Annotated in this window: 36 protein-coding genes; 33 read left to right on the forward strand and 3 right to left on the reverse strand. The window is 61.2% G+C overall.

Going from position 1 to position 23,393, the window contains the following annotated elements:
• Positions 1-8 precede the first annotated feature (8 nt).
• From IHV84_RS03465 to IHV84_RS03540, 16 genes are all read left to right on the forward strand, one after another.
• Positions 9-2,177, forward strand: coding sequence for a hypothetical protein (locus IHV84_RS03465; RefSeq protein ID WP_198845820.1), 2,169 nt, complete (start codon positions 9-11; stop codon positions 2,175-2,177).
• Between the two features lie 11 nt (positions 2,178-2,188).
• Positions 2,189-2,353: a hypothetical protein gene (locus IHV84_RS03470; protein WP_198845821.1), complete on the forward strand. Its 165-nt coding sequence runs from the start codon at positions 2,189-2,191 to the stop codon at positions 2,351-2,353.
• Positions 2,337-3,029: a hypothetical protein gene (locus tag IHV84_RS03475; RefSeq protein ID WP_198845822.1), complete on the forward strand. Its 693-nt coding sequence runs from the start codon at positions 2,337-2,339 to the stop codon at positions 3,027-3,029. Before IHV84_RS03470 ends, IHV84_RS03475 begins: the two co-directional genes overlap by 17 nt.
• Positions 3,026-4,555 carry a sialidase family protein gene (locus IHV84_RS03480; RefSeq protein WP_198845823.1) on the forward strand — a complete coding sequence of 510 codons (1,530 nt, stop codon included), beginning with the start codon at positions 3,026-3,028 and terminating at the stop codon, positions 4,553-4,555. Before IHV84_RS03475 ends, IHV84_RS03480 begins: the two co-directional genes overlap by 4 nt.
• A 10-nt stretch (positions 4,556-4,565) precedes the next feature.
• On the forward strand, positions 4,566-5,129 hold the full coding sequence (locus tag IHV84_RS03485) for a hypothetical protein (protein WP_198845824.1): 564 nt from the start codon (positions 4,566-4,568) through the stop codon (positions 5,127-5,129).
• 52 nt (positions 5,130-5,181) lie between these two features.
• Positions 5,182-6,378, forward strand: a complete 1,197-nt coding sequence (locus IHV84_RS03490; RefSeq protein ID WP_198845825.1) for a phage tail sheath protein — start codon at positions 5,182-5,184, stop codon at positions 6,376-6,378.
• Between the two features lie 37 nt (positions 6,379-6,415).
• Positions 6,416-6,925 (forward strand): phage major tail tube protein, encoded by a 510-nt coding sequence (locus IHV84_RS03495; protein WP_198845826.1) that lies wholly within the window; start codon positions 6,416-6,418, stop codon positions 6,923-6,925.
• A 78-nt stretch (positions 6,926-7,003) separates the two neighbouring features.
• A complete protein-coding gene (locus IHV84_RS03500) occupies positions 7,004-7,378 on the forward strand; it encodes a phage tail assembly protein (protein WP_198845827.1) in 375 nt (124 codons plus the stop codon).
• Between the two features lie 8 nt (positions 7,379-7,386).
• Positions 7,387-7,503: a GpE family phage tail protein gene (locus IHV84_RS03505; RefSeq protein ID WP_198845828.1), complete on the forward strand. Its 117-nt coding sequence runs from the start codon at positions 7,387-7,389 to the stop codon at positions 7,501-7,503.
• A 54-nt stretch (positions 7,504-7,557) separates the two neighbouring features.
• Positions 7,558-7,722, forward strand: a complete 165-nt coding sequence (locus IHV84_RS03510; protein ID WP_198845829.1) for a hypothetical protein — start codon at positions 7,558-7,560, stop codon at positions 7,720-7,722.
• Between the two features lie 42 nt (positions 7,723-7,764).
• Positions 7,765-10,437 (forward strand): phage tail tape measure protein, encoded by a 2,673-nt coding sequence (locus IHV84_RS03515; RefSeq protein WP_198845830.1) that lies wholly within the window; start codon positions 7,765-7,767, stop codon positions 10,435-10,437.
• Between the two features lie 14 nt (positions 10,438-10,451).
• Positions 10,452-10,895, forward strand: coding sequence for a phage tail protein (locus IHV84_RS03520; protein ID WP_198845831.1), 444 nt, complete (start codon positions 10,452-10,454; stop codon positions 10,893-10,895).
• Positions 10,892-11,893 carry a phage late control D family protein gene (locus IHV84_RS03525; RefSeq protein WP_198845832.1) on the forward strand — a complete coding sequence of 334 codons (1,002 nt, stop codon included), beginning with the start codon at positions 10,892-10,894 and terminating at the stop codon, positions 11,891-11,893. The genes IHV84_RS03520 and IHV84_RS03525 overlap by 4 nt, the downstream gene beginning before the upstream one ends.
• Positions 11,894-11,956: 63 nt before the next feature.
• The gene (locus IHV84_RS03530) at positions 11,957-12,676 is read left to right on the forward strand and encodes a hypothetical protein (protein ID WP_198845833.1); all 720 of its coding nucleotides are present in this window, start codon (positions 11,957-11,959) and stop codon (positions 12,674-12,676) included.
• A complete protein-coding gene (locus IHV84_RS03535; RefSeq protein WP_198845834.1) occupies positions 12,673-13,257 on the forward strand; it encodes a hypothetical protein in 585 nt (194 codons plus the stop codon). Before IHV84_RS03530 ends, IHV84_RS03535 begins: the two co-directional genes overlap by 4 nt.
• A 1-nt stretch (position 13,258) precedes the next feature.
• On the forward strand, positions 13,259-13,918 hold the full coding sequence (locus IHV84_RS03540) for a hypothetical protein (RefSeq protein ID WP_198845835.1): 660 nt from the start codon (positions 13,259-13,261) through the stop codon (positions 13,916-13,918).
• Positions 13,919-13,926: 8 nt separating this feature from the next.
• Here the strand turns inward: IHV84_RS03540 and IHV84_RS20720 are convergent, their stop codons facing one another.
• The 3 genes from IHV84_RS20720 to IHV84_RS03555 form a co-directional block, all read right to left on the reverse strand.
• On the reverse strand, positions 13,927-14,118 hold the full coding sequence (locus tag IHV84_RS20720) for a DUF1496 domain-containing protein (RefSeq protein WP_198845836.1): 192 nt from the start codon (positions 14,116-14,118) through the stop codon (positions 13,927-13,929).
• A gap of 209 nt (positions 14,119-14,327) precedes the next feature.
• Positions 14,328-14,867, reverse strand: a complete 540-nt coding sequence (locus IHV84_RS03550; RefSeq protein ID WP_198845837.1) for a zinc ribbon domain-containing protein — start codon at positions 14,865-14,867, stop codon at positions 14,328-14,330.
• A 25-nt stretch (positions 14,868-14,892) separates the two neighbouring features.
• A complete protein-coding gene (locus tag IHV84_RS03555) occupies positions 14,893-15,342 on the reverse strand; it encodes a helix-turn-helix domain-containing protein (protein WP_198845838.1) in 450 nt (149 codons plus the stop codon).
• A gap of 67 nt (positions 15,343-15,409) precedes the next feature.
• Here IHV84_RS03555 and IHV84_RS03560 point away from each other — a divergent pair, with 67 nt between their 5' ends.
• From IHV84_RS03560 to IHV84_RS03640, 17 genes are all read left to right on the forward strand, one after another.
• A complete protein-coding gene (locus IHV84_RS03560) occupies positions 15,410-15,616 on the forward strand; it encodes a hypothetical protein (protein ID WP_198845839.1) in 207 nt (68 codons plus the stop codon).
• Positions 15,616-16,182 carry a hypothetical protein gene (locus IHV84_RS03565; RefSeq protein ID WP_198845840.1) on the forward strand — a complete coding sequence of 189 codons (567 nt, stop codon included), beginning with the start codon at positions 15,616-15,618 and terminating at the stop codon, positions 16,180-16,182. Before IHV84_RS03560 ends, IHV84_RS03565 begins: the two co-directional genes overlap by 1 nt.
• The gene (locus IHV84_RS03570) at positions 16,182-16,421 is read left to right on the forward strand and encodes a hypothetical protein (RefSeq protein WP_198845841.1); all 240 of its coding nucleotides are present in this window, start codon (positions 16,182-16,184) and stop codon (positions 16,419-16,421) included. The genes IHV84_RS03565 and IHV84_RS03570 overlap by 1 nt, the downstream gene beginning before the upstream one ends.
• Positions 16,421-16,903: a hypothetical protein gene (locus IHV84_RS03575; protein ID WP_198845842.1), complete on the forward strand. Its 483-nt coding sequence runs from the start codon at positions 16,421-16,423 to the stop codon at positions 16,901-16,903. Before IHV84_RS03570 ends, IHV84_RS03575 begins: the two co-directional genes overlap by 1 nt.
• A 97-nt stretch (positions 16,904-17,000) precedes the next feature.
• Entirely contained in the window at positions 17,001-17,324 is a 324-nt protein-coding gene (locus IHV84_RS03580) for an ogr/Delta-like zinc finger family protein (protein WP_198845843.1), read from the forward strand.
• Positions 17,325-17,409: 85 nt separating this feature from the next.
• Complete coding sequence (locus tag IHV84_RS03585; protein WP_198845844.1) at positions 17,410-17,721, forward strand: hypothetical protein; 312 nt, start codon at positions 17,410-17,412, stop codon at positions 17,719-17,721.
• Positions 17,721-18,119, forward strand: a complete 399-nt coding sequence (locus tag IHV84_RS03590; RefSeq protein WP_198845845.1) for a hypothetical protein — start codon at positions 17,721-17,723, stop codon at positions 18,117-18,119. Before IHV84_RS03585 ends, IHV84_RS03590 begins: the two co-directional genes overlap by 1 nt.
• 11 nt (positions 18,120-18,130) lie before the next feature.
• The gene (locus IHV84_RS03595) at positions 18,131-18,514 is read left to right on the forward strand and encodes a hypothetical protein (protein WP_198845846.1); all 384 of its coding nucleotides are present in this window, start codon (positions 18,131-18,133) and stop codon (positions 18,512-18,514) included.
• A 2-nt stretch (positions 18,515-18,516) separates the two neighbouring features.
• Entirely contained in the window at positions 18,517-20,487 is a 1,971-nt protein-coding gene (locus IHV84_RS03600) for a replication endonuclease (RefSeq protein ID WP_198845847.1), read from the forward strand.
• Entirely contained in the window at positions 20,481-20,756 is a 276-nt protein-coding gene (locus IHV84_RS03605) for a hypothetical protein (protein WP_198845848.1), read from the forward strand. The genes IHV84_RS03600 and IHV84_RS03605 overlap by 7 nt, the downstream gene beginning before the upstream one ends.
• Positions 20,757-20,761: 5 nt before the next feature.
• Positions 20,762-20,974, forward strand: a complete 213-nt coding sequence (locus tag IHV84_RS03610) for a hypothetical protein (RefSeq protein WP_198845849.1) — start codon at positions 20,762-20,764, stop codon at positions 20,972-20,974.
• A gap of 24 nt (positions 20,975-20,998) precedes the next feature.
• Positions 20,999-21,208 (forward strand): hypothetical protein, encoded by a 210-nt coding sequence (locus IHV84_RS03615; protein WP_198845850.1) that lies wholly within the window; start codon positions 20,999-21,001, stop codon positions 21,206-21,208.
• A gap of 3 nt (positions 21,209-21,211) precedes the next feature.
• A complete protein-coding gene (locus IHV84_RS03620; RefSeq protein WP_198845851.1) occupies positions 21,212-21,436 on the forward strand; it encodes a hypothetical protein in 225 nt (74 codons plus the stop codon).
• The gene (locus IHV84_RS03625) at positions 21,433-21,771 is read left to right on the forward strand and encodes a hypothetical protein (RefSeq protein WP_198845852.1); all 339 of its coding nucleotides are present in this window, start codon (positions 21,433-21,435) and stop codon (positions 21,769-21,771) included. Before IHV84_RS03620 ends, IHV84_RS03625 begins: the two co-directional genes overlap by 4 nt.
• Positions 21,768-22,019: a hypothetical protein gene (locus tag IHV84_RS03630; protein WP_198845853.1), complete on the forward strand. Its 252-nt coding sequence runs from the start codon at positions 21,768-21,770 to the stop codon at positions 22,017-22,019. Before IHV84_RS03625 ends, IHV84_RS03630 begins: the two co-directional genes overlap by 4 nt.
• Positions 22,016-22,270 carry a hypothetical protein gene (locus tag IHV84_RS03635; RefSeq protein ID WP_198845854.1) on the forward strand — a complete coding sequence of 85 codons (255 nt, stop codon included), beginning with the start codon at positions 22,016-22,018 and terminating at the stop codon, positions 22,268-22,270. The genes IHV84_RS03630 and IHV84_RS03635 overlap by 4 nt, the downstream gene beginning before the upstream one ends.
• A gap of 38 nt (positions 22,271-22,308) precedes the next feature.
• On the forward strand, positions 22,309-23,367 hold the full coding sequence (locus tag IHV84_RS03640; RefSeq protein ID WP_370541175.1) for a tyrosine-type recombinase/integrase: 1,059 nt from the start codon (positions 22,309-22,311) through the stop codon (positions 23,365-23,367).
• Positions 23,368-23,393: the final 26 nt, after the last annotated feature.

Raw genomic sequence — 23,393 nt, forward strand, 5'->3', positions numbered from 1 at the left:
GCCCATCAATGGAAAAGCAAGTCATCTTCCGCGACCGCCAAGAGCTGCAAAGCGCCGACCTCAACAACGGCCAGGCATACACCGCAGCCAGCCTGCAGCACCTGCGCCAGGATGCCGTGTCCGCAGGCCTGCACTACACGGGCGGCCTGGTGTCGGCCAAGAGCGCCACCGAAGTGGAAGTGGCCCCGCTGCGCTTCTACAACGACGGCAAGGTGTACGTGGCCGAGCAGTCCCAGCTGCTGAACCTGTTCCAGTATCTTCCCCTGGTGACGCGCAAGTGCGTGGCCGTGGTGCTGTGGGGGCAAGAGACTGAAACGCTGGTAGAGCCGCGCGACTTTCTCACCGACCTGACAACCGGCGCCACGCAGCCCCAGGCAGTGCCCATGCAGCAGCTCAACTTCTGCAACGTCAACCTGCTGCCCGGCTCCGAGTCGGTGGACCCGCAGCCGCCCGTGATTCAGACCAACACCCTGGCCCTTGCATTGGTGTACCTGACGCCCACCGGAATCGACCGCGTGGAAATGCAAGAGCGCGTGCGCCTGCCGCAGCTGCGCGAAACTGACGCGCGCGTTTTTGAGCTGGAAGCCTGGCGCACACAGGCCGAGCCGCGCATTGCCTCGATTGCCACCGACCTGTCGGCCCTGGCGAGCAAAACCACCGACCTGGCCAGCCGCTCCACTGTGGTGGAGCTGGCCAACGACGTGGCCCGCATGAAATCCAAGCTCAACCTGCCCACAAGCTACGCCAGCTATGACGCTGACTACTTTGGCGACCTGGCCAAGACCGACGAAGCAGCAGGCGGCTACACGGCGCAGATCAACAACGGGCTGCTGTTCCCCCTGGCGGCCAAGGCCCAGGCGGCCCTGGCACTGTTCAACCCCTACGACGCCGCCATCAGCCGCAGCGCCACCGATCTGGTCCTGCCGGCTCACACATCAGTGGCTCGCATCCAAACCACGGGCTACAGCGGCGATATTTCGGTAAGCCAGTACCAAGTGCAAACCCAGGTCATGCGCCAGTACACCACAACGGTGTGGGACTACCACTACGGCTACAACTGGAACTATTACGGCGGCTGGTACAACAGCTGGTACTGGAACTACTACGGCTACAACTACAGCTGGGCCACCTATTACGGCTACTACACCAGCCGCACCGAAACCCACTACCAGCTGGACACCGTGACCACCAGCTACAACGGCGCCCTGATTGGGCAGACCATGCTGGTGGCCAATGCCATGTGGCTCACCAAAGTGGGCCTGCAGTTCACGCAGATCGGATCGAACGGCGACGTGGTAGTGGCTGTCACTGAAACCGACGGCGGCAAGCCCGACCTGCAAAAGACGGTCACCCGCGTGACGGTGGCCCGCGCCGACCTCAAGAAGTACCCCACCGAGACTGCCATTGCCGTGCCACCGGTACTGCTGGAGGCTGGCAAGCGCTACGCGCTGGTCCTCATTACCCAGGGCGACCACCGCGTGGCCACGGTGTCGGGCAACAACTACACGCAAGGCACGCTGTTCTTTGGCACCGATGGCGACTACTTCACCGGCGACCTCACCAAAGACCTGATGTTCACGCTGTACGCGGCGCAGTTCCTGCAGCCCCGCGTGGAAGTGCAGCTCAACCCCGTGAGCCTGGCCGGCGGCATCACCGACCTGTCCATCAGTGCCCCTCAGATCGTGCCCAAGGGTTGCGAGCTGTCCTATGAAATCCAAGTGGGTGGCCGCTGGTTCAAGCTGGGTGACCCCGACAACCGCCTGGCCGGTGCCCCTGACATTGTTCCGCTGCGCGCCGTGCTGGTGGGCACCAGCGACCTGGCCCCCGCTTTCCAGCTCACAGGCCAGGCGTTCACCGCCAGCCGCGCCGCCACCGCCTTCTTGCACTGGTCCAAGCAGCGCAACCTAGCCGCCCCGACCAACAGTGTGCAGGTGCAAGTAGTGGTGGCCCAGTGGGATGACGCCCACCACTCGCTGGCCTGCACCTTGAAGGTGGGCAACGACCAGATTACGCCGGTAACCACCGTAACGCGCATCGAGCCAGACGGCCAGGCCCGCCGCGTGACGTTCACCTTTGCCCCCAACGCCGCCAACGCCTACCAGATCAAGCTGTCCGGTTCCCGTGCGGCGGGCTCTGCCCCGTTCGTGGTGGTTGAGCGCACAGACATTGCCAACTGAAAGCCATAGCCATGCCCATTCCCAAGAAGATCGACAACGACCAGCAGTACCGCGTGGAACTCAAGGAACGCGTGGAGCTGTTCGGCCAGGTGCTGCACCCAGGCCACGATGTGGTGCTGCGCGGCGACGTACTCAAGACCGTAGCCGATAAGGTGGAACATGCCGAGCCGGTTTGATGCCTACCGCATGAAGGATGGCGCCACGCCGCTGTCCGAGCGATTCTTTAACCCGGTTTTTCGGGACATTGATCTGCGCATTGCGGCCATCGAAGAACTGCGCATTGCGTGGGATGAAGTCGTGCGCACGGTCACTGACCTGGGCTTGGTGCGTATCAACGAAGTGCTGGCACCGGCCTTCACCGAAATGCAGGCCAACATGGAGCTGGCCGACCAGCAGCTGGCCTTGATCGAGAGCCACCGCGATGCAGCCACCCGGGCAGTGGCTGGCCTGGAGCTGGCCATAGCAACCTACCAAGGCAATGCAGCCGCAGAGATTGCGGCCTGGAAGGCCGATCTGCTGGCCGCCCTGGTGCCATGGAAGGCCGGCGTGATGGCCGACCTTGAAGCCTGGAAGCTGACCGTGGAGGCATGGAAAGCTGACCTGCAGAACGCTTACCTGCAAAACGTAGCCAAGCCCAGTGCTGTGACGATCACCTACGACGCACAGGGCCGCCCCCAATACATCAGCGAAGTGGTGGCGGGGCAAGCACGAGAGTCAGCCGTGACATTCAACGGAGACGGGACACCCGCGCGCATGGTCACGTCCTATCAGGGAATCACGCGCACTGAGGAATACCAATACAACGCTGCAGGCCTGATGGTGGGCCTCACGGCAACAGAGGGCGCGGCATGAGCACGTTTGACCCAGTGACCTATTCCATGGCCCGCGAGGCCAAGCTACCTGCCGGCGCACTTCTGGCCAGTATGTCCGCAGACCCTGCCCTGGTGGGATCGGGCTGGGCACACCTCGACGGCTCGCTGGTGTCTCGCGCGCAGTATCCAAACGCCCGCAACGTGCTTGGCGATGTGCGGTTCTTTGACGGCACGCCCGTGGAGACAGACCTAGTGCTCACCACGCCAGCAAACGCCAATGTGCAGGGTTCACAAGGCAAGGTGGTCATTGTGGGCAACACCATTCTGATGGTGCCTGCTCTGAACTATTCCCCCCCGGGCAAAACGCTGCGTGTATGGCGCTCTACCAACGGTGGCGAGACATGGAACACCACCGACCTGGCACAAGCAACCTCTATCACTGGAAACAGTGTCAATGCCGAGCTTCTGGAGTGGTTCGGCGGAGGGCGGCTGCTTTTGGTGGTGCGTATTTGGAACTCTGGCGCGAATACTAGCTACTTCGGCGTCACGGTATCGAGCGACCTGGGCGGCAACTGGACGCCGCTGGTGGACATAAACAATGGCTGGAATCTTTCGAACCTGCACGCATCGTCCGATGCGCAAATGGTTTCTTCTGGACAGGGCTACTACTACCTGGCCGGTGCACGTCTGACCTCACCCGCAACGGGGGATATTTGGGCCGTCCACCCGGTCACCGGGGCGGTTAAAACCGCCAACGCCGGCGGCGATGCTGCAGGCAATGGAAACTGCGAATTGCTGGGCGGCAGGGTGACGGCTGCGGGCGCCAGCGAGGTGCTGATTGCACGCGTTATCGGCGGCGTTATGCAAGCCGGACGTTTTGTGTTCGACGGCAACACTTTCACGCCAGCTGCCAGCGGCGTGGCCTACAACTCGAATTACTTTCGCAAGGCCCGCTTATGCCTGGTCCGTGGGGGTGATGGACAGGACTACGTTGCGGTGGCGGGATCGGCCACGGTGTATCGCATGCCGCCAAACTGGACGGGCACACCCGTACCGGTGCACACGGGGCTGAACGATACGGCAGGCCGCATGCTCACCAACACACTGAGCAACCCCCTCACCGGGCTGGGCTTCGACCTGACCACAGGCGCTGAGACCCGCCTTTCAGGTTTCAACGCTGGTGCCAACAAAATCGGCGCGCAATACGGAACCGCTGCAAAGGAATGGGCCCTTGCTGATGGCGTGACCGATAGAACACCTTCCACCGACCGCCATTTCCTGCAGATTTCGTCGCAGGCGGGATCGTTTGCAGTGCGCAGCCTGCGCTGCGCCAGCAACTTCATGGGCGCATTCCAAGGCACTGCCGATGCAGCGCGGTTTGCCACTTACAACACAACCCAACTGGCGCGCTTTTACGACGCGAACACCGGCGTCATGAAGGCGTTCTCTTTGGTGTCGCGCGCATCGACCTGCGACCTGCGCATTTCCACCTACGCCCCGGCGCAGGACTACTCCAACTACCTGCACCTGCCGTACCTGCCAGGCCTGGTGTGCCGCCTGCGCTGAAAGGAAAACCATGCTCACCTTGTTTCACATCGGCGCTGCTGGCTACTGGAGCGGGGCCACCATTCAAGCCGCAGACGATGCGGTGGTGCCATCGGGCTGGACGGCGCGCCCCGTGCCTGAGCTGCAGCCGGGCGAGTTCGCGCAGCTCACGGCAGAGGGCTGGCAGACCACCACCACGCCACCGCCCGCCCAAGTGGTGGCCACGCCACAGCAGCTGCCAGAGCTGGTGGTGACGGCCATCCAGCCCGACGCCGACCACGCGGCCGCCACGCAAGTGCACAGCCTGGCTGATGTGACGTGCCCGGTAGGGGCCGTGCTCCGCATGCGCGCCGAGCTACGCGGCGCATCCGGTGAACTGCTGCCACTGTCGGACAGCTTTCGCATGCCCATCCGTTCCAGAGATGGCCGCGAGCGTGTGCTGCTGGCCGTAATGACCGCCGGCGTCATGCATCTGGATGTGCCCATGCGGGAGTCAGGTGCATGGAGCGCCACGCAGGCTTCTGTCAACGAAGGCCTGCCGCCAGAGCTGCAGATGCGCTTTGCTGGTGTAACGGTCCACGCCTACGAGACCTGATTCCACCCACCCCACAAAACCGTTCAACTACCAACCACCGAGAGAAATCACCATGACTACTGAATATCACCACGGAGTTCGCGTCATCGAATTGACAGAGGGCATCCGGCCCATTCGCATGGTTTCCACCGCCATCATCGGCCTGGTGGCGACCAGTAGCGATGCAGACCCTGACACCTTCCCCTACGACAAGCCGGTGCTTGTGACCAACGTGCTCGCAGCCATTGGCAAGGCAGGCACGAAGGGCACCTTGGCGGCCTCTCTGGATGCCATCAGCCAGCAGGTGCGCCCCATCATCGTGGTGGTACGCGTGCCGGATGGTCTGGGGGAAACAGACGAGGAAAAAGCCGCAGACCTGACCAGCAATGTGATTGGCACCGTGCTGCCCAATGGGCAGTTCACCGGCATGAAGGCACTGTTGGCCGCGCCTGCGCAACTTGGAATCAAGCCACGCATCCTGGGCGCGCCGGGCTTGGACACACAGCCTGTGGCCACTGCGCTGGCCAGCCTGGCGCAGCAGCTGCGAGGCTTTGCCTATGTGGGCACCAACGGCGTGGAGAAGATCGAGCAGGCCACGGCGTACCGCAACCTGTTCGGCGCGCGCGAGCTGATGGTGATTCACCCCGACTTCCAGCGCTGGGACACAGTGAACAATGCCACGGTGAACGCGCCTGCCACGGCCTACGCGCTGGGCCTGCGCGCCAAGATCGATATGGAGATTGGCTGGCACAAGACAATTTCCAACATGCCGGTGAACGGCGTCACGGGCATCAGCCGCGACATTTACTGGGACTTGCAGAACCCGGCCACTGATGCAGGAGTGCTGAACGCCGCAGAAGTCACGACGCTGATTAACCGAGAAGGCTTCCGCTTCTGGGGTTCGCGCACCTGCTCCGAAGATCCACTGTTCGCGTTTGAATCGGCGGTGCGCACGGCCCAGGTGCTGGCAGACAGCATCGCGGAGGCGCACTTCTGGGCGGTGGACAAGCCGCTGCACCCTTCCATCGTGCGGGACATTCTGGAAGGCGTGAACGCCAAGTTCCGCGAGCTGCGCGCGGGCGGCTACATCATCGATGGCAGCGCCTGGTACGACGAAGAAATCAACACGACCGACACGCTCAAAACCGGAAAGCTGACCATCGACTACGACTACACGCCAATTCCGCCCATCGAGGACTTGACGTTCCGCCAGCGCATCACCGACCGCTACTTCACCGACTTTGCCGCCCGCGTGGCTGCGGGCCGCTGAGCGAATCCCCCATAGCAACTGAAAAAGGAATCACATCATGGGATTGCCACGCAAGATCAAGAACTTCGCGCTGTTCCACGACGGCGTGAGCTACGCCGGCCAGGTGGAAGAGGCCACGCTGCCAAAGCTGACCCGAAAAACCGAGGAATGGCGCTCCGGCGGCATGGGCGGCCCCATCAAGGCCGACATGGGTATGGATGGAATTGAAATGGAATGGACTGCAGGCGGCGTGCTGCGCGAAGTCCTGAACCAGTTCGGCACGCTCAAGCACGACGGGGTGATGCTGCGATTCGCTGGCGCATTGCAAGCCGATGACAGCGAGGAAATCCAGACATTGGAGGTGGTGGTGCGCGGGCGGCACACCGAGGTGGACTTCGGAAACACAAAGGCCGGCGACAAGACAGCCTTCAAGGTGAAAACGTCTGCCAGCTACTACAAGCTGAGCATCGACAACGAACCCGTGATCGAAATCGACTTTGTGAACATGGTCGAAGTGGTGAACGGCACCGACCGAATGGCCGCCGTGCGCGCGGCGCTGGGTATCTAGGTAAGCCATACCGCAAAGCCCTCAATGGAGGCCGCAAGCCGCCATCTCTGCATTGCCCTTGAATCTGAGAACTGAACCATGAACCACACCGACACCGTGACCACAACAGGAAACACCACTGCAACCGCCGATGCAAATGCGCAGGCCGAAGTAACCCAGAAGCGCGACCCAAACACGGTAACGCTGGACACGCCCATCAAACGCGGTAACGGTGAAATCACCGAAGTGACCCTGCGCAAGCCCAACTCGGGCGAACTGCGCGGCGTGTCGCTGGCCGAGCTACTGCAGATGAAGGTGGACGCCTTGCACACCGTGCTGCCCCGCATTACCACCCCCATCCTGCACAAGCAAGACATGGCCACGCTGGACCCTGCCGACCTGGTGAGCATGGCCACGGTGGTGGTGGGTTTTTTGCTGACGAAGGAAACGAAGCGGGACTTTGTGACCGAGTAGAGGATGCCATGGCAGACGTGGCGCTGGTGTTTCACTGGACGCCTGCAGACGTGGCCGACATGACCGTCACCGAGCTGATGGAGTGGCGCGAGCGGGCCCGCCAGCGCTACGAGCGCCAAGAGTGACAGCCGGGGCGCCCAGTGCGCCCCGCCCTTTTTGGGGATATGCAACAATGAACCATGATCTTCACAGCCCTGTCGTACCTGCTGATCGTTGCCTTGGCCATCGTGGCACTGGGCACGCTGCTGCTGCCCGTGTACGTGTGGGTACTGGCGCGCGACAAAGCGCAAGCGGCCGACCTGGCCGAAGCCCAGCAGATGCTGGGTGCCGACTTTCCCAACTGAATAGCCCAGTAGCCACTGGCGCCCCAGTCCAAGGGGGCCGCCATGGCTGACAACCTGCGCCTGCGCGTGGTGCTGGACTTGGCCGAGCGCGTGCTGGCCCCCATGAAGCGCATCAGCTCCAGCAGCAGCGATGCCGCCCGCGCCCTCAAGGCCGCCAAAGACCGGCTCAAGGAACTGAACGCGCAGCAAGCCCAGGTGGGCGAGTTCCGCACCCTCAAAACCAATCTGCAAGAAACCGCCGCCAAGCTGACCGAGGCCCAGGCCAAAGTCGGCACCCTGGCGCGCGCATTCACCCAGGCAGAGCAACCCACCCGCGCCATGGAGCGCGCCCTGGCCAGCGCTAAGCGTGAGGCGGCCGCCCTGGGCGTGCAGCACACCCAGCAGCAAGAGAAGCTGCAGCAGCTGCGCACGCGCCTAAGCGCTGCAGGCATCAGTACGCGCGAGCTGGGCACGCAATCGCAGCGGCTGCGGAGTGACATTGCGGCCACCAACGCGGCCATCACCGAACAAACGGCCAAGCTGCGGGCCAATGCCGAGCAGCAAAAACAGCTGGCCAAGCTGCGCGACCAGCACGCGAAAAGCATGGTGCACACCGGCATGGCCGCTGCAGGCAGCGCGGCCCTTATGGCCGGGGGCAACAAGCTGGCCGGGCCGCTGCGCTCTGTGGTGGGTGCGTTCGTGCCCGCTGAAAACTCCGAGACCCAGCTGCGCGCGTCCATGATGACGAACACGGGCGCGGTAGGGCCTGAGTACAAACAGGTTCTGGACCTGGCCACGCGCTTGGGGGATCGCCTGCCAGGCACCACCGCCGACTTCATCGACATGATGACGATGCTGCGCCGCCAGGGCATGACATCGCAGGCCATCCTGGGCGGCCTGGGAGAGTCGGCCGCATACCTGGGCATCCAGCTGCGCATGCCTGTCACGGCGGCCGCAGAGTTTGCGGCCAAGATGCAGGACGCAACCCAGACGGCAGAGCGCGACATGATGGGCCTGATGGACACCATCCAGCGTGCCTACTACCTGGGCGTGGACCCCACCAACATGCTGCAGGGCTTCAAGAACATGGGCGCCGTGATGCCCTACCTTGGAAAGAAGGGACTGGAAGCCAGCCAGCAGCTGGCGCCGCTGCTGGTCATGATGGACCAAGCAGGCATGGCTGGCGAGGCTGCAGGCAATGCCATTCGCAAGGTGGTGCAGCTGTCGCTGGATTCCGAGAAGCTGGCCAAAACCAACCGCATGCTGGCAGGGGAAGGCGTAGAGCTGAACTTTGCAACCAAGGGCGGGAAGTTCGCCGGGCTAGACAACCTTTTCGCGCAACTCGACAAACTCAAGGGCATTGACAGCGATGTGAAGCGCATCGCTGCAATGAAGAAGCTGTTCGGGGATGACTCGGAAACCCATCAGGTGTTGAACACCATGATGGAAAAGGGCCTCGACGGTTACCGCGAGGTGGTGGCCAAGATGCAGGCCCAGGCAGACCTGCGCAAGCGCGTGGACGAACAGCTCAAGACCGTGAGCGCAGCCGCAGAGGCGGCGCAGGGCAGCTTCACCAACATGCTCAAAGACATGGGTGCCACCATCGCGCCCGATCTGGTGCTGATCCTGAACAAGCTGGGAGAGCTGGCCAACAGCATCGGCGCATGGGCCAGAGAGAACCAGAACGTTGTGAAGTGGGGGCTGCGGGTAGTAGGGGTGTTGTCTGCCCTTGCTATAGGCGCTGGGGCCTTGGGGCTGGCATTGGCTTCTGTGTTGGGGCCAATGATGATTAGCAGATTCCTTTTAGCCCGACTGGTACTAAGCCTCGGGGCAACGCGCACAGCTGCTGCAACTGCAGCGCAATCCACGGGCCTACTAGCCAGAATGTGGGCGGCGCTGGGTAGTGCCTTGACGAAAGTGGGGCCTTGGCTGGTGCGCATGGGACCATGGCTGGCAGGCGCATCCAAGGGGGCGTGGGCATGGGGGGCAAAGTTGGCAACGGCTGTGCCTGTGGTGCTGCGCTTTGCTTTGGCACTGATGCGGCTGGTTCCTGTGTGGGGCTGGCTGGCCACAGCGGCCGTGATGTGGTTCCAGAACTGGGAGGGCATCAAAGGCGGGTGGTTCCTACTATGGGAGGATCTTTCTCAAAGCGCCAGCAATAGCATCAGAGGTCTGGTGCAAGGGTTGGGATGGGTAAAAGACCAGTTCTTTGCCATTGGCGGTAACCTGATGGAAGGCATGGCTGCAGGCATCGCGGCTGGCGTAGGGGCCGTGGCCAACGCGATCAACGGGGTGGCCGAATCAACGATGGCCTGGTTCCGCGAGAAGCTGGGCATTGCCTCACCGTCCAAGGTGTTCATGCAGTACGGCGGCTGGATAAGCGAGGGGGCAGCGCTGGGCATTCAAGGCGGCCAGGGGGCGGTGCGCACTGCAGCGCTGGCCATGGCCACGGCGGCCACCAGCGCAGTGCCCATGGCGGCCGGGGCCGCTGCCCTAGGACCAGATGGACAGCCCACGATGCAGCCTCAGGCCATGCGCATAGACACGCGCCCCCCACTCTCAGCGCCAGCGATGGGAGCGGGGCAAGGCGTTGGCGGCAGCACCTACAACATCACGATCAACGCAGCGCCAGGCATGGACCCAAAGGAACTGGGGCGGTTGATTTCTGCAGAGCTGGACCGCCGCGAGCGCTCCAAGAAGTCGCAGGTGCTTTCTGCCTTTTCTGATATTGACTGAGCAAAGGATCAATCATGCTGATGGCTTTGGGAATGTTCGTTTTCAGCATTTCAAACCTGGCGTTCCATGAACTGCAGCGGCAGACCAGCTGGCGCCATCCATCAAACAGCCGCGTGGGGGCCAGCCCCGCGCACCAGTACGTCGGCCAAGGTGATGACACCATCACCATGTCGGGCGTGCTGGTGCCGGAAACCGTCGGCCGCCCTCAATCGCTCAAGGAACTGCGCGAAATGGGCGACACAGGCAAGGCCTGGGTACTTGCGGCCGGCACCGGGGAAATCTTCGGCGCGTTCGCAATTGAAAGCCTGAACGAAACCGGCTCCATGCACATCGACAACGGGGCACCGCGCCGTGTGGATTTTCAGCTGCAGCTGCGGCGTGTGGATGACCGCAAAAGCGGGGCCAGGGTTGCCGTGGGCAACCTGGGCGACTTCAACGCGCAGGGGATGTTTGGATGACTGCAGAACATTCAGGCTACCCGGCCCCAGCCTTTCGCATGGTTGTGGATGGGCGCGACATTACCCCCACTGTGGATGCCCGGCTTATCAGCATGACGTTGACAGAAGCGCGCAGCGGCGAAGCGGACCAACTGGACATTGAACTATCAGACCATGATGGGGCCCTGGCTATTCCGAGCAAAGACGCTTTGATTACGCTGGCACTGGGGTGGAAGGGGCAGGCCCTGGTGGACAAAGGATCGTTTGTAGTGGACGAGGTGGAACACAGCGGGGCACCAGACCGTCTGTCCATCAAGGCCCGCAGCGCCGACATGCAGCGCGATATGCGCAAGCGTGTGGAAAAAAGCTGGCACGACACCACCCTGGGCGCAGTGGTGGGCGAGATTGCAGCCAAACACGGGCTGACGCCGCGCATTGGCGCAGAGCTGGCAGGGGTGAAGGTTGACCACATTGACCAGACCCATGAAAGCGATCTGCACTTTCTCACCCGGCTGGCCCGCCAGCATGACGCTACTGCCAACGTAAAAGCCAAGCACCTGGTAGTGCTGCCCATCAACAGCGCCACCACGGCTGGGGGCAAGGCGCTGGCCAGTGCCAGCATACAAAGGGAGGATGGCGACCAGCACCGCTACCACTCTGCAGACCGCAACGCATACACGGGCGTGCGGGCGAACTGGCAAGACCCGCAGACAGCCGAGAAGCGCAGCGTATTGGTGGGCGGGGAAGAACGCGAGAAGCGGCTAAAAGACACCTACGGGAGCGAGGCCGACGCGCTGGCCGCCGCACGTTCAGAGCGCCAGCGCGTTGAGCGCGGAAAAGCCACTTTTGAACTGACGCTGGCATACGGGCGGCCCGAGCTGATGCCGCAGACAGCGGTGGTAGTGAGCGGTTTCAAACCTGAGATTGATTCCACTCCATGGCAGGTGGTGAAGGTAACGCACAGCCTGGGCGACCAGGGATTCACCACCCGGCTGGAGATGGAAACCCGCACTGGTTGACACGTAACGTGTAGCCGTATACTCGCGCGAAACCCCGCACTGCGGTCACTCCTGTATAGATTCATGACTAACACCACCAAAAATTGGAAAGCTGACCACCTCCGTGTATCGATCTTCTCCACACGGATTATTCAGGAGTCTGTGGAGTCAATTTATGAAACTGTCACTGGCGTGTTGCCAGCAGACATTAATCAGAAGCCAGCGACTGGGGAAAGTATAGCAACAGGTATATTTGACGAGCTGAGATTCGAAGTAAGGCGCTCTTTTAACAGAGTCGATTTTATTATTCAGCCGATACCACTACCAACATTACAGGTCAGCCTGATAAGCGATCTGGAATCTTGTATAAAGAAGTTAAAACAAACAACATACAAGTACATCGGCAATAAGGATGACCTCATAAGAATTGCATTCGGAGGAAATCATCTTTATGAAGTAGAAAATCCAGTCGAAGCATACAAAAAATTAAGCAGCCTGACTGGGCAGAATTTTATTTTCGGAAAACACAAAGATGTTATTTTTCAGATAAATATACCATCAAAATCTACTGCAAAACCTGGACTATCAATCAATCGATTGACTAACTGGGTTTCACCAACGATAACCATCAATCAGATTTCAGAATCAACCGCTTCAAAGACACATTTCTTCTGCGGATGTGTGGCAGATTTCAATACAGATGCCGAGAATAAATCAACTTTCGAACCAAAATACCTAGAACCCATTATTGAAGAACTAGCATTAGAAATGCTTACATTCGTTCAAAGCGGAGTGTCTCTATGACTGTTTTTGGTAGAGCCAGCACATCGTCGTCGCAAAGTGATACATCGCTGGCTCTAGAATATGATTGCGATATGGCAGCTCGGTTATTCGCAACGCATTTTGAGAAAACGGGATGCCCTAATTCGACCGTTGAATATACTGGTGATTTCATGAGAAAAGTCGCCACGGTACGAATTACAAAGGCAGTGGAATGCTCAGCCACCTTCAGCATCGAGGCGAGTGTTATTCAGTCATCCTCTGCAATTGAGGCTGGGGTTAGGCTTGCAAACGCTGCACTGAAGTTGACGTATGCGCTTGAAGAGGTTGGGAGACCCCGTGAAGCTGCACGTGAGGTTATGCGTGTAATTGAAGACCATTTGCACGTGACCAACCTAAGTGTTGCAAACAATATACTCGCGGACGCTGAAGTACAAAAACTCAGCAGCAGGAGTTTGATAGGATTAATAAGATCAAGCTCCAGAGCGCGGCAAGTATTGCCAGCCTGGGATTCAGCGTATCAAAAATCATGGAAAGAGGTGAAGCGAAAGAATAAGAATCCAGAAGCACTCTTTGTTGGTTTGCCCCGTCCAAAGGAGATCTAGCTTGCTGAAAAGGCCTGATGAAGCTCCATTGACAGATGATTGTTCGCTCGCTTTTGGGATTTTTTCAACCCATCATGGGCAAAACCATGTAGCCCTGATCTACAAGTGCGAAGATTCCGGAACGATGCTCCTGCATCATGCTTGGCATCGAGATACGCGTAACCATGAGTGGGATGGCAAGTATTATTCAGCTCAATTTAAAAATCTTGATATTGAACTGCAAGAGACTTTGGCAGACTGGGCAGTCGATGTGGCAGGAAGACTGACGGACAACGCGATTCCTTATGGAGTTTTTTATAATCTAAAAGCCAATTTTGGATCAGACGGCAAATATATCGACCGTGGGGACGCTAACGGGCACACGTGTGCGACGTTTCTGCTGGATATTTTCTGTTCTTACGGCTTACCACTTTTAGACCTTTGGTCTTGGCCACAAGATCGTGAAGGTGATCGCCAGTGGATACAGAAAATGTTAGGCTACATGGTCGATCACAACGTTCTCACGCCAGCCGAAGCTGGAGCTCAGTATTTTTCGAAAATACGAAGATTCCGACCAGAGGAAGTAGCGGCCGCGGCAACCTTGTATGTGGATGCGCCATTGAATTTTGAGGCGGTTCAGGAGCACTCCCAAGCAATTGCTGACCAGATACGCCTCCTCTGACTAAGCCATTAGCTTCGCAGCCAGCGATTGCTAAATCCATCGGTGCTACAAACCATTTCAACCCGGCCCATCAAGGCCAGGGCACCGTGGGTATACCGGCGCCCCTCGTAGTAGCAGGAATCTTCGACCGGCTGGAGCGTGCCGGCAACACACGCAAGCGTGACGCTTACGCCGAAAAAAAAGCCACCGCAAGCACGCACCGGCTGGGATGCGCTGCCACGTAATTTTCGATATGGGTCACGGCATTGCCAGCGACGACTTGGCCGGCATCCCGGCGAACTAACACCTTCCCTTGCACTGCGTCTCCCTAGGCTTCTGATAAATCTTGCAACAGATTTTTGCAGTTGCTTACAGAGCTATAAAAAGGAAAAGAGCCGATGTTTGAGCGCTGTTCAGAAGGGGGGGATCTCTACAAACGCCCCTCGCGAACGCGGACCGCTAAAAGCGTGGCCATGTCGGACGTCATGTCACATTCATAGACGACGTTCACATAGGCACCAAAGCCGTTTTGAAATTGGGCACGGTCGCCAAGGAACGTGATGGCGGTTTGATCCTTGTTAGCCCACCGGAACTTGCTGAACTTGGGCTCAAGCGTGCCATCCGTCCATTTCATCGAATTCTTGGCCAGCTTCTCTATCTCGCGCGGGCAGACGATGCCAGCACTGATAACGCCTTGATCGCCGGCGCACTGCAGGTCTTTGGCGCAGGCGGCTTTAGCTTCGGCAGCCTGCTTTGCAGCAGCGGCCTTTTCATCCTCACTGTCGGAACACATGGTGATGGCGCCAGCAATCAGCGCAAAGAAAATGCCGATGCCGATCAGCTTATCTTTCCGTGATGGCTCGCCGCCTGCTGTCGTCACTGGGGCCGGGTTATCAATGCCGCAATGAGGGCAGGTTTTTGCCTCGGTTGAAACTTGTTTTTTGCACTCGCGGCAAGGTTTCAGAGCCATCCACTCCCCCCAAAAAAGTCAGTTCTTACTTACGTTTACCAACCGAGATAGTCACCGGCGCGGTGATAGTTTGGTCCCCGTTCACCTGCTGGCCAACATCGCCGCCGATGGTCACAGCGTTCGCACTGCTGGTAGATCCAGCAGATCGAGCAGCCATAGCTGCCACGGATTCGAGCGCCTGGCGTGCAAGAGCATCCCCTTTTTTGTAGCTGGCCACCAGCTGGCGTTCTTCATCGGACAGCGCACCAGAACCCAAGGGCGCGCGCTCGCCTGTCACCACGTACAGCACATCAACGCCCAGGCCGGCCATCATGGAAAGCACCGCAGCGGTGGGGCTTTGTTCGCCCTTTTCCCAGGTGGCCAGGGTGCTGCGGTTCACACCGCAGGCGTCTGCGATAACGACCTGAGACAAGCCAAGCCGCGCACGCTCGCCGCGCAGTCTTTCCCCGATATGTTGTAAATTTCCAGCATTCATTTGTTGACATGCTGGAATTTTCCAGCAATGATTGCGCCACGTTGTAACTACTTGCCATGGATCCTACATGACCACCACGCAAACCACCGCGGCTACCGGTGATCGCAAGCCGGAACGCCTGCTGCATGAAAAGCCCATCGCCCTGCGACTGCTGCCCCATGAGCGCGCCGAGGCGTTCGAGATTGCCCAACGGCAAAGCCGCAGCGCCAGCAATCTGGCCCTGGTGGCCTACCGCGCCGGCATCCAAGTGCTGAAAAGCCAGGGGGCGCTGTGATGAACACAAACTCAGCTCCGTTGTCGGTTGCCGAAGACGCTGAAGAACTGTCCATCGAAGAAGCCGCGGGTCTCGTTGTGAAGACCGTAGCCCTGCAAGGCTTCGTTGAAGGCGCGCAGCTCGCGTTTGCCACTGGCGCGCACGACGCGGTAGACAACGCCAACCTCGTTCTTGATGGCAATGGGGAAGATCTCCAGGGCGCGCGCGCCTGCAGGCCTTTGTTTGGCGTGGGCATCAAGGATGGCGAATATGCGTTCGTCATCCACCCGAGGGTCTACACCTTCGATGAGTTGTGTGAGCATGGTTTTCTTTCTGTGGCGGATGTGCTGGTGCTAACGCACGCTGCCAAGCGGGTGGTGCGCCAGTCCAACCGCATGCAGCTGCGCTTGCTGCGCGAGCGGCAGGCGCGCGCGCAGGGGCTTGACCTGGCAGACCCGAAGGTAGCGCGGTGGATTAAACAAAGCCGCTCCATGGCTGATGCGGCGTCTGATGTGCTCGTTGACGGCGCGATGCCGCGGGCTGCGCGCGAAATGATGGGCACCGCATTAACGAAGGGGGTGCGGTGATGCGTCGTCATACCGTGAAAACCCATTCATCTTTACCAGCCTTGGCTGAAAAGCTGCGCACGGCTGTCTGCAACTGGCTGATATGCGATGTGGGCATGGCGGTAGCGACGGGTGCGGTCTGTTTGGCGACTTTGCTGGCTGACGGCTTTGTATCAACAGTTTTGGCGATTGCACTGTGTGCCTGCGCGGTAGCGGTGTTGGTCGTTGCATGGATGCGCGCTGCGCAGGGAGTGAAGTAATGCAAACAAATCACATTAGCGCGCAAGACGCACGCACGGCACGGACCATGCTCAAGGCCGTTTTGCAGACCCTGAGCCTTGAAGTGCGCCGGGCGGTTGACGCATCAGGCAAAGATGGAGTCGCACCCATCGCGCATGCCTTTTTCGCCGTCGAGTTCGTCGGTCAACCCCAGACGCTTGAGAGCCTCACACGCTCGGACGAACTCGCCCATGCCTTGGGCGCCGAAGGCCCGGTAAAGCTGCCCGCTGGCGTTGCGCACACCGATGATGAATTCCATGCTGCCACCACCAAACTGGCGGTCGGCTTCGGCTTCGACGGCGGCTGTTATCTGCTGGTCGTCGGGGCGTGGGCTTGTCCCATCCAAGAGCTTCGTTCGCATGGTTGCCTTCTTTCTGGTTGCGATGTTGCGATGCTGATCGGTGCCGCCAAGTACCTGCACAAAGCTGCTGGCGCGGACGTGGTGGCGGGTGATTTGATTTGACCATGTGCTGCTTGATGGCCCAACACAGTGCAACCCAAGAGCGCGTCCAGTTTGTGGATTGCTTCACGGTTTGCTCACCTTCTCAGGGGTTCGCCGCATGAAGATGAAGTGCCCGCACTGCCACCAGTGGGCCTACACCCGCACCAGCGCCCAGGTGACGATTACGAGCCGCGAGACGGTGTTCCGCTGCACGAACGACGAGTGCGGCCACGTGTTCGCAGCCGTGACGGAAATCAACCGGACCATCAGCCCAAGCGCTACGCCCGACCCGAAGGTGGTCATTCCGCTGTCAAAGCACATCAGAAAACACACGCTGGCAGAGCAGCTGCAGCGCATGCCAGAGGCGGACTACCGCCCCCTGGCACCACGGCCGCACGGTGATCTGTTTGACGCCCTGCTGCCACTGGCCAGCCCCGGCTAGCCGCTAACCAAACCCAACCCCATCGCCCCTGTGGCGCCTGTTCGGAGGCGCTGCGGGATTCGTTCACCCTTTTTTTGCCGGAACCATGACCACACCGCCCCTGATTGACCAGCACGGCAACCACCGCCAGCAGCACGGCGAGCCGATTCACCACGTTACGCGCTTCACCGCGCGCGGCCCCGAGCGCCACACGCACGCATACCTGCTGTGCATGACGGTGCGCGATTGCCGCAAGGGCGAGCTGCCAGTGGTGGAACTGAAGCACGCGAACCACCCGGCCTATTTCTTCACTGATCTGACGCCCGACGACGCCGACCAGCTGGGCGATGCGCTCAAGCAGGCCGCGCAACGTGCGCGTGAAGTTACCGAAGCGCTGCAGGCGCGCTGGGGGCTGTGATGGCTGAAACGACCGCAACAAAACGCGAGATTGGCGAAGGCTTGGAGGCGCTGTCGCACTTCTTCATTCTGGCCACCACGCAAGACCACAGCGCCGCCAAAGTAGCCGCGTGCATGCTGCTGGGCCTTTACAACGGTTACCGCTTTCAGTTCGACCTGACAGAGCTGCGCCGCCTGGATGCGAGCAACTTGAAACGCGCACTGGCGCTGCTGGAGTTCGACGCGCGCCCACGCATGGAGGTGCACGAATGGTTAAACCGCCTGTACGGCCGCACCGACTTTGGCCCCAGGTTTGAACACCTGGCCCACCGTTGGAGCCTGAAAGGGAAGTGCAAAAAGCAGGGGCTGGTGCCGGTTGAGGCCGTGCGATTCCTGGCTGCTGGGGGTGGCGAAGAATGAGCGGATGCGCGATGGCGTCCACAGAGCAGGTGGGCGCGGTATCTGCGAACGATGAAGCGCCCGCCGACCTGGGCGACCACCGCGCGCACGTTTCGGCCTTTCTGCGGAATGAACACGTCAACAAGCTGGCTGCGCTGCGGGACGAGTTTGTGCGCATTGCTACCGATGGGCGGTTTGTGGATTCCGCTTCACGAGAGTGGCGCGGCATCCCTATGAACTGGCGCATGGCGCTGGTGCTGATGGCGGGCTTGGGAGATGAAGCCGAGAGCCCGGCAATCCTTGCGTCACGCGAATGGCGCGAAATGCCGCCACCAGAGCGTGAAGCGCTGCGGGGCATGGTGCGCAGTGCCAAGCGCCATTTGGGCGGGCTGACGGCCCTGGCCGCGCGGGTGTAGCCATGCCGACGATTCCCCGCAAGCTGCCCAACGCCAGTCTGGAAGACTGGAACAAGAACAAGCCCACAAAGCATGTGGCGCGTGAGCACATGGAGCGCGTCATTAGGTGCGCCCCCGCTGCCTGGCAGTCGGCCGTGCGTGAACGCTTGAATACCGAGGCGCCGCCCATCCTGGCGCGAAACCTGTCTGACCGGGAATGGCTGCAGCAGCCGCCCGAGTGGGCGCAGGCCTGGGATTTGATGCAGGCGGTGGCGGACTATGAGGACGAGTTTGGCCAGGCCAGCCTGTGGAACCTTGACGATTACGAAATCTGCGCCATGGCCAAGAAGCTGGCCGGGGAAGCGGACGAGCTGGACGCATTGGCCATAGGCCAGGGCGCCACGTTGGAAGCGCGGGTGGATTCCATTCGCCTGCTGGTGCGCTGCGTGGGTGTGGCCGAAGACAAGCCCATCACTGGAGAGCCTGCCATCAAGCGGGCACAGGATGCAGCCTGGTGGCGGCGCCGACTGCGCGTGCACGTTGCGCGCGTAGTCGAGGCCGGAGCCGTGGGCCTGGGGCTGGTACACGCGCGCCGTGGCGGGTATGTGAGCAGCGAGGGGCTAGGCCGGCGCCAGGCCCAGCTGCGCCGCAATGCCGAGGCGCTGCAGCGCACGCTGTACCGAAATGAGGCTGGCCAGGTGTACTCGCTGCACGAGCTGGCGGCCCTGGGCAATTCCAACCCTGTGGTACGCGGTGGCGAGCTGATGACGCGCATCAGAGGCGCCGAGGAATACGCCGACGCCCGCGCCCACGTGGGCCTGTTTCTGACCCTGACATTGCCGAGCCGCTTTCACCCGGTGAAGCTGGGCAGCGGTGGCCGCCCGTTCCAAAACAAGAAGTACCAAGGCGCCACCCCGCGCGATGGCCAGCTGTGGCTGCGCGACAAGTGGGCCAAGACACGGGCAGCACTGGCGCGCGAGGGTGTGCGCATGTACGGCCTGCGCGTGGCCGAACCGCACCACGACGCCACCCCGCACTGGCACGCCCTGGTGTGGGCCGAGGACGAGGCCAGCGCCCAGGCCATCGAGCGGTGGGTGCGCCATTACTGGTTGAGCGATGACGGCACCGAGCGCGGGGCCGTGGAAAACCGGGTGAACGTAAAGCGCATGGTGAAGGGCGGCGCTGCGGGATACGTGGCGAAGTACATCGCCAAGAGCGTGGGCAATGTGGCCCTGGCCGAACACATGGACGTGGTGAACGGCCAGCAGATTCAGCTGGACCTGGGGCCAACCGACCCGGCTAACGTGAAGGAAACGGAGCCAGGCCACAAGCGTGTGGACGCCTGGGCCGCAACCTGGGGTATTCGCCAGTTCCAAACCATTGGCATGCCCAGCGTGACGGTGTGGCGCGAGCTGCGCCGGGTGACGCCCGACCAGCTGGAGCTGTTCAGCCAAGAGGGCGACCGCGCAGCGGTGCGGGCCTTCCACGCGTGCCACCGGCGCGGGGAGATTCGGGCCGACTGGCGCCTGTTCATGGAAGCAATGGGCGGCCATGCCCTGCCCCGCAAGTGCTGGCACCTGCGCACGGCCCACCGCACGCCCGAGCCGGGCACGGTGAACAAGTACGGCGAAGAAGTAAAGGTGGGCCGCATCGTGGGCCTGCAGGCCCAGCGTGGCCGCATGCGTGGGCACTGGCTGGTGTCCCGCCGCATTGCCTGGGCGCCGGTTGTTGGCGAGAGCCAACACGCAGCCCAGGTGGGCAATGAAGGCGATGCAGCTGGACAAGCGCAGGGCGACGGCACCGCCACGGCCCGCGCGGCTTTGGCCGCGCCTTGGACAGGTTTCAATAACTGTACGGCCCGCCTGACGGGCGAACTTTCCCGCGCCATTTTTGGGCGCGGCGACCACGAAAAAGAGGACTGGTGCACGCCTGAAGTGGTGGCCCAGTTCCGCGCGATGCGCTCCCAACGATTCGCGGAGGCATTGCAGTGCTGAAAAAACAAGCACCTAAGCACACCACCACCACCGAGGTGCGCAGCCGCATGGCCGAAACGGGCCGCAAGCCCACGCCGCTGCAGGCCCAGGTACTGCTGGCCGCCCGCCGGCGCTGCGACGACATGGGCGACGGCCAGGCCGCGCGCGACCAGATGAAGCGCGAGGTGCTGGAAACGCCGGCCGAGTTGCTGGCCGACCTGCTGACCGCCCTTTCCACCGTGCGCGTGACGCGCGCAGACCTTTTCCAACCGACCACCACAAAGGAGTGATGACCATGAACGCCACCCGCATCGAGCCACGCGTGCATTGCTACCAGCGCCCCCTGCACGGCGGCTACGTCAACGCAGCCAGCACGACACCGGAGCACCTGCGCGCCGTGTTCGACGCCGAGCGCGCGCGCATCGAGGCCGCCCGCCCACGCCGGCGCCGCCGCCTGGCCAACACCAAAACAAACCAGCAGCCCACCCAGCTGCTGCTGGTTGTCTGAATTCAAACGACTGGAGCCGAGAACATGCACCCACACTTCGACGTGCTGCCACTGCGCAGCTACCGCGCCCACCTTGTGCCGCCGCACACCAACCCGGAAGACGTGGAAGACCTGGCCGACGCTGGCCAGCTGCCCACCATCCGCCTGAAAGCCGCGACGGCCGAGCAGGCCGAAGCCAAAGCCCATATCACCACCGGCAAGCAAGTGCTGCGCGTGGAACGGGTGGAGGCCTGAGCGATGACACGACGCAAAGAAACCGCCCTGGCCCACCCAGTGGCCCCCAGCAAGTGGGCAAGCATCCGCCAAGCCGAGCGCGTGAGCTACGGCGGCGCAGTGGCCACACCGCCTCGCGCAAACTGGAAGGCCGGCGGCACATACACCTGCCCCGAGCTGCAGCACCGCAGCCGGGGACAGAGCGTTCACAGCATCGTGCTGGGCAAGCGTGTGGAGGCCGGGCGATGAAAACCTGCAGACCGAGCCAACCCATAAGCGGACTGTTTTTCAACGGTGCTCAGATACGCCTGCGAAATATTGGGGCTGTGGTTGATAGTCAGGACGCCAAAGGTTCGTGGCGGGTAGCGACGATCCACCCGCATGCCCTTGTTGATGCGCAGCAATATGCGGCAACAGGCTGTGCAATGGCCGCAGCGGGTGAAATGTTGGCTGCCCTGCAAGCAGTTGCTGACAAGTTAGGTTCCCGGCCCTATGGGACAGGCTCTTACCTGCCAAAGTCTCTACGGGATCAAGTCTTTGCTGCGATTGACAAGGCCACAAAAGTGGAAGGCGGTTCAGCATGACATTGATACAACGCCAAAACGCGCTGGTGGCCAAGCTAGAGCCGATCCACCTCCGATTCATCGGCATGGGAACCGGCGGTGGCGGTGCATACAGCGGCCACCGCGCACGCCTGAAACGCCAGCACATCGAAGACATGCGGAAAGCCGGCTACAGCCAGCGCGAAGCAGCAGAGAGCGCGCAGCAATGCGACGACGTAGCGCGACTGAACGCCGACCATGCTTTAACTCAGAAAGGTGGAACGCAATGAGCTTGCGCTGGGTGACCGTGGAAAAGGCATCCGAGGAAACCGGCCTGCCTTGTTCATTTTTTCACGAACGCACGGGGTTGTCGGGGGAGTGGCCAGAGCGCACCGTCTGGAAGTGGTTCGAGGGCCGTAAGATGATCGACCTTCAAGAGCTATACAACTTCATCGACAAGCGCCCGAGCATCCAGAGCAAGCGGGGCCGGCGCAAAACACCGCAATGCCACGGGCTCCAGTCAAACCTGCTGTCGGCGTAGTTATTCGAGACCAGCACCTGCAGATTGATTTGCGAACGGTGGGGTTCGGAAAAGAACGCCTGGACCTTCCACCGACGCCAGCGAACATAAGGTACGCCGAACGGCTGCGGGCCGAGATCATGGGCAGGATCGAGCGCGGCACGTTTTCGCTGGCCGACTACTTCCCCGACAGCCCGCGCGTGAAGCGCGACGCGCCCAGCCTCACATTCCAGCAGCTCGCCACTGAGTGGCTGAAAATCAAAACACCAGAGGTGCAGCACAGCACCGCGCACCATTACGAACAGGTGCTTTCCAGCTATCACTTTGACGACTGGCGCGAAAAGCGCATCGTGGAGCTGGACTACCGCGCCACCATGGCGCTGCTGGCCAAGATGCCGGCGAACCCCAAGACCTTCAACAACAGCGCCACCGTGCTGCGCCAGGTGCTGGAGTACGGCTACAAGGCCAAGCTGCTGCGCGAGCCGCTGTTCGAGTCCGTGGAAATGCGCAAGCACCAGAGCCCAGGCCCTGACCCGTTCACCATGGACGAGGTGGAGGCCATCCTGGCCGCCCTGCCTGATGGGCCGCCGCGGAACTACTTCGAGGTGGCGTTCTTTACCGGGCTGCGGCCTTCCGAACTGATAGCCCTGCGATGGTCCAAGGTGGACAAGAAAACCGGCTACATGAAGGTGGACGCGGCCCTTACCCGTTTTCAAGAAAAGGGCACCAAGACGTGGAGCGCCAGAAACGTGGAGCTGTCGGCCAGGGCGCTGCAGGCGCTGGAGCGCCAGCGCGCCGCCATGGGGAAGCGGGCGGTACCGGCTGGGCATGTCTTCACGTCTGACGAAGGGGCACCATTCACCACCACCGACGAGCCACTGCGCAGCTGGTGGAAACCGGCGGTGAAGGCCTCGAAGGTGCGCACACGCGACGCGCGCCAAACCCGCCACACATTCGCCACCATGTGCCTGATGGCCGGCCTTACCCCTGGGTGGGTGGCCATGCAGATGGGCCACTCGCCCGAGATGTTCTTCCGCGTGTACAGCCGGTGGATTCAGGGTGCCGACCAAGGCGCAGAGCGCCGCAAGCTGGACGCCTTCTTGGAAGCGAAAACATAAAGGCGATGCAGAATGCAATCCAGTGC

This window comes from Acidovorax sp. IB03, assembly GCF_016406015.1.
Classification (GTDB): Bacteria; Pseudomonadota; Gammaproteobacteria; order Burkholderiales; family Burkholderiaceae_C; genus Acidovorax; species Acidovorax temperans.

Bases quoted from the DNA above. Each gene is read 5' to 3' on its own strand.
- IHV84_RS03465 (WP_198845820.1), top strand. From the start codon at position 9: ATGGAAAAGCAAGTCATCTTCCGCGACCGCCAAGAGCTGCAAAGCGCC.
- IHV84_RS03470 (WP_198845821.1), top strand. From the start codon at position 2,189: ATGCCCATTCCCAAGAAGATCGACAACGACCAGCAGTACCGCGTGGAA.
- IHV84_RS03475 (WP_198845822.1), top strand. From the start codon at position 2,337: ATGCCGAGCCGGTTTGATGCCTACCGCATGAAGGATGGCGCCACGCCG.
- IHV84_RS03480 (WP_198845823.1), top strand. From the start codon at position 3,026: ATGAGCACGTTTGACCCAGTGACCTATTCCATGGCCCGCGAGGCCAAG.
- IHV84_RS03485 (WP_198845824.1), top strand. From the start codon at position 4,566: ATGCTCACCTTGTTTCACATCGGCGCTGCTGGCTACTGGAGCGGGGCC.
- IHV84_RS03490 (WP_198845825.1), top strand. From the start codon at position 5,182: ATGACTACTGAATATCACCACGGAGTTCGCGTCATCGAATTGACAGAG.
- IHV84_RS03495 (WP_198845826.1), top strand. From the start codon at position 6,416: ATGGGATTGCCACGCAAGATCAAGAACTTCGCGCTGTTCCACGACGGC.
- IHV84_RS03500 (WP_198845827.1), top strand. From the start codon at position 7,004: ATGAACCACACCGACACCGTGACCACAACAGGAAACACCACTGCAACC.
- IHV84_RS03505 (WP_198845828.1), top strand. From the start codon at position 7,387: ATGGCAGACGTGGCGCTGGTGTTTCACTGGACGCCTGCAGACGTGGCC.
- IHV84_RS03510 (WP_198845829.1), top strand. From the start codon at position 7,558: ATGATCTTCACAGCCCTGTCGTACCTGCTGATCGTTGCCTTGGCCATC.
- IHV84_RS03515 (WP_198845830.1), top strand. From the start codon at position 7,765: ATGGCTGACAACCTGCGCCTGCGCGTGGTGCTGGACTTGGCCGAGCGC.
- IHV84_RS03520 (WP_198845831.1), top strand. From the start codon at position 10,452: ATGCTGATGGCTTTGGGAATGTTCGTTTTCAGCATTTCAAACCTGGCG.
- IHV84_RS03525 (WP_198845832.1), top strand. From the start codon at position 10,892: ATGACTGCAGAACATTCAGGCTACCCGGCCCCAGCCTTTCGCATGGTT.
- IHV84_RS03530 (WP_198845833.1), top strand. From the start codon at position 11,957: ATGACTAACACCACCAAAAATTGGAAAGCTGACCACCTCCGTGTATCG.
- IHV84_RS03535 (WP_198845834.1), top strand. From the start codon at position 12,673: ATGACTGTTTTTGGTAGAGCCAGCACATCGTCGTCGCAAAGTGATACA.
- IHV84_RS03550 (WP_198845837.1), bottom strand. From the start codon at position 14,867: ATGGCTCTGAAACCTTGCCGCGAGTGCAAAAAACAAGTTTCAACCGAG.
- IHV84_RS03555 (WP_198845838.1), bottom strand. From the start codon at position 15,342: ATGAATGCTGGAAATTTACAACATATCGGGGAAAGACTGCGCGGCGAG.
- IHV84_RS03560 (WP_198845839.1), top strand. From the start codon at position 15,410: ATGACCACCACGCAAACCACCGCGGCTACCGGTGATCGCAAGCCGGAA.
- IHV84_RS03565 (WP_198845840.1), top strand. From the start codon at position 15,616: ATGAACACAAACTCAGCTCCGTTGTCGGTTGCCGAAGACGCTGAAGAA.
- IHV84_RS03570 (WP_198845841.1), top strand. From the start codon at position 16,182: ATGCGTCGTCATACCGTGAAAACCCATTCATCTTTACCAGCCTTGGCT.
- IHV84_RS03575 (WP_198845842.1), top strand. From the start codon at position 16,421: ATGCAAACAAATCACATTAGCGCGCAAGACGCACGCACGGCACGGACC.
- IHV84_RS03580 (WP_198845843.1), top strand. From the start codon at position 17,001: ATGAAGATGAAGTGCCCGCACTGCCACCAGTGGGCCTACACCCGCACC.
- IHV84_RS03585 (WP_198845844.1), top strand. From the start codon at position 17,410: ATGACCACACCGCCCCTGATTGACCAGCACGGCAACCACCGCCAGCAG.
- IHV84_RS03590 (WP_198845845.1), top strand. From the start codon at position 17,721: ATGGCTGAAACGACCGCAACAAAACGCGAGATTGGCGAAGGCTTGGAG.
- IHV84_RS03595 (WP_198845846.1), top strand. From the start codon at position 18,131: ATGGCGTCCACAGAGCAGGTGGGCGCGGTATCTGCGAACGATGAAGCG.
- IHV84_RS03600 (WP_198845847.1), top strand. From the start codon at position 18,517: ATGCCGACGATTCCCCGCAAGCTGCCCAACGCCAGTCTGGAAGACTGG.
- IHV84_RS03610 (WP_198845849.1), top strand. From the start codon at position 20,762: ATGAACGCCACCCGCATCGAGCCACGCGTGCATTGCTACCAGCGCCCC.
- IHV84_RS03615 (WP_198845850.1), top strand. From the start codon at position 20,999: ATGCACCCACACTTCGACGTGCTGCCACTGCGCAGCTACCGCGCCCAC.
- IHV84_RS03620 (WP_198845851.1), top strand. From the start codon at position 21,212: ATGACACGACGCAAAGAAACCGCCCTGGCCCACCCAGTGGCCCCCAGC.
- IHV84_RS03625 (WP_198845852.1), top strand. From the start codon at position 21,433: ATGAAAACCTGCAGACCGAGCCAACCCATAAGCGGACTGTTTTTCAAC.
- IHV84_RS03630 (WP_198845853.1), top strand. From the start codon at position 21,768: ATGACATTGATACAACGCCAAAACGCGCTGGTGGCCAAGCTAGAGCCG.
- IHV84_RS03635 (WP_198845854.1), top strand. From the start codon at position 22,016: ATGAGCTTGCGCTGGGTGACCGTGGAAAAGGCATCCGAGGAAACCGGC.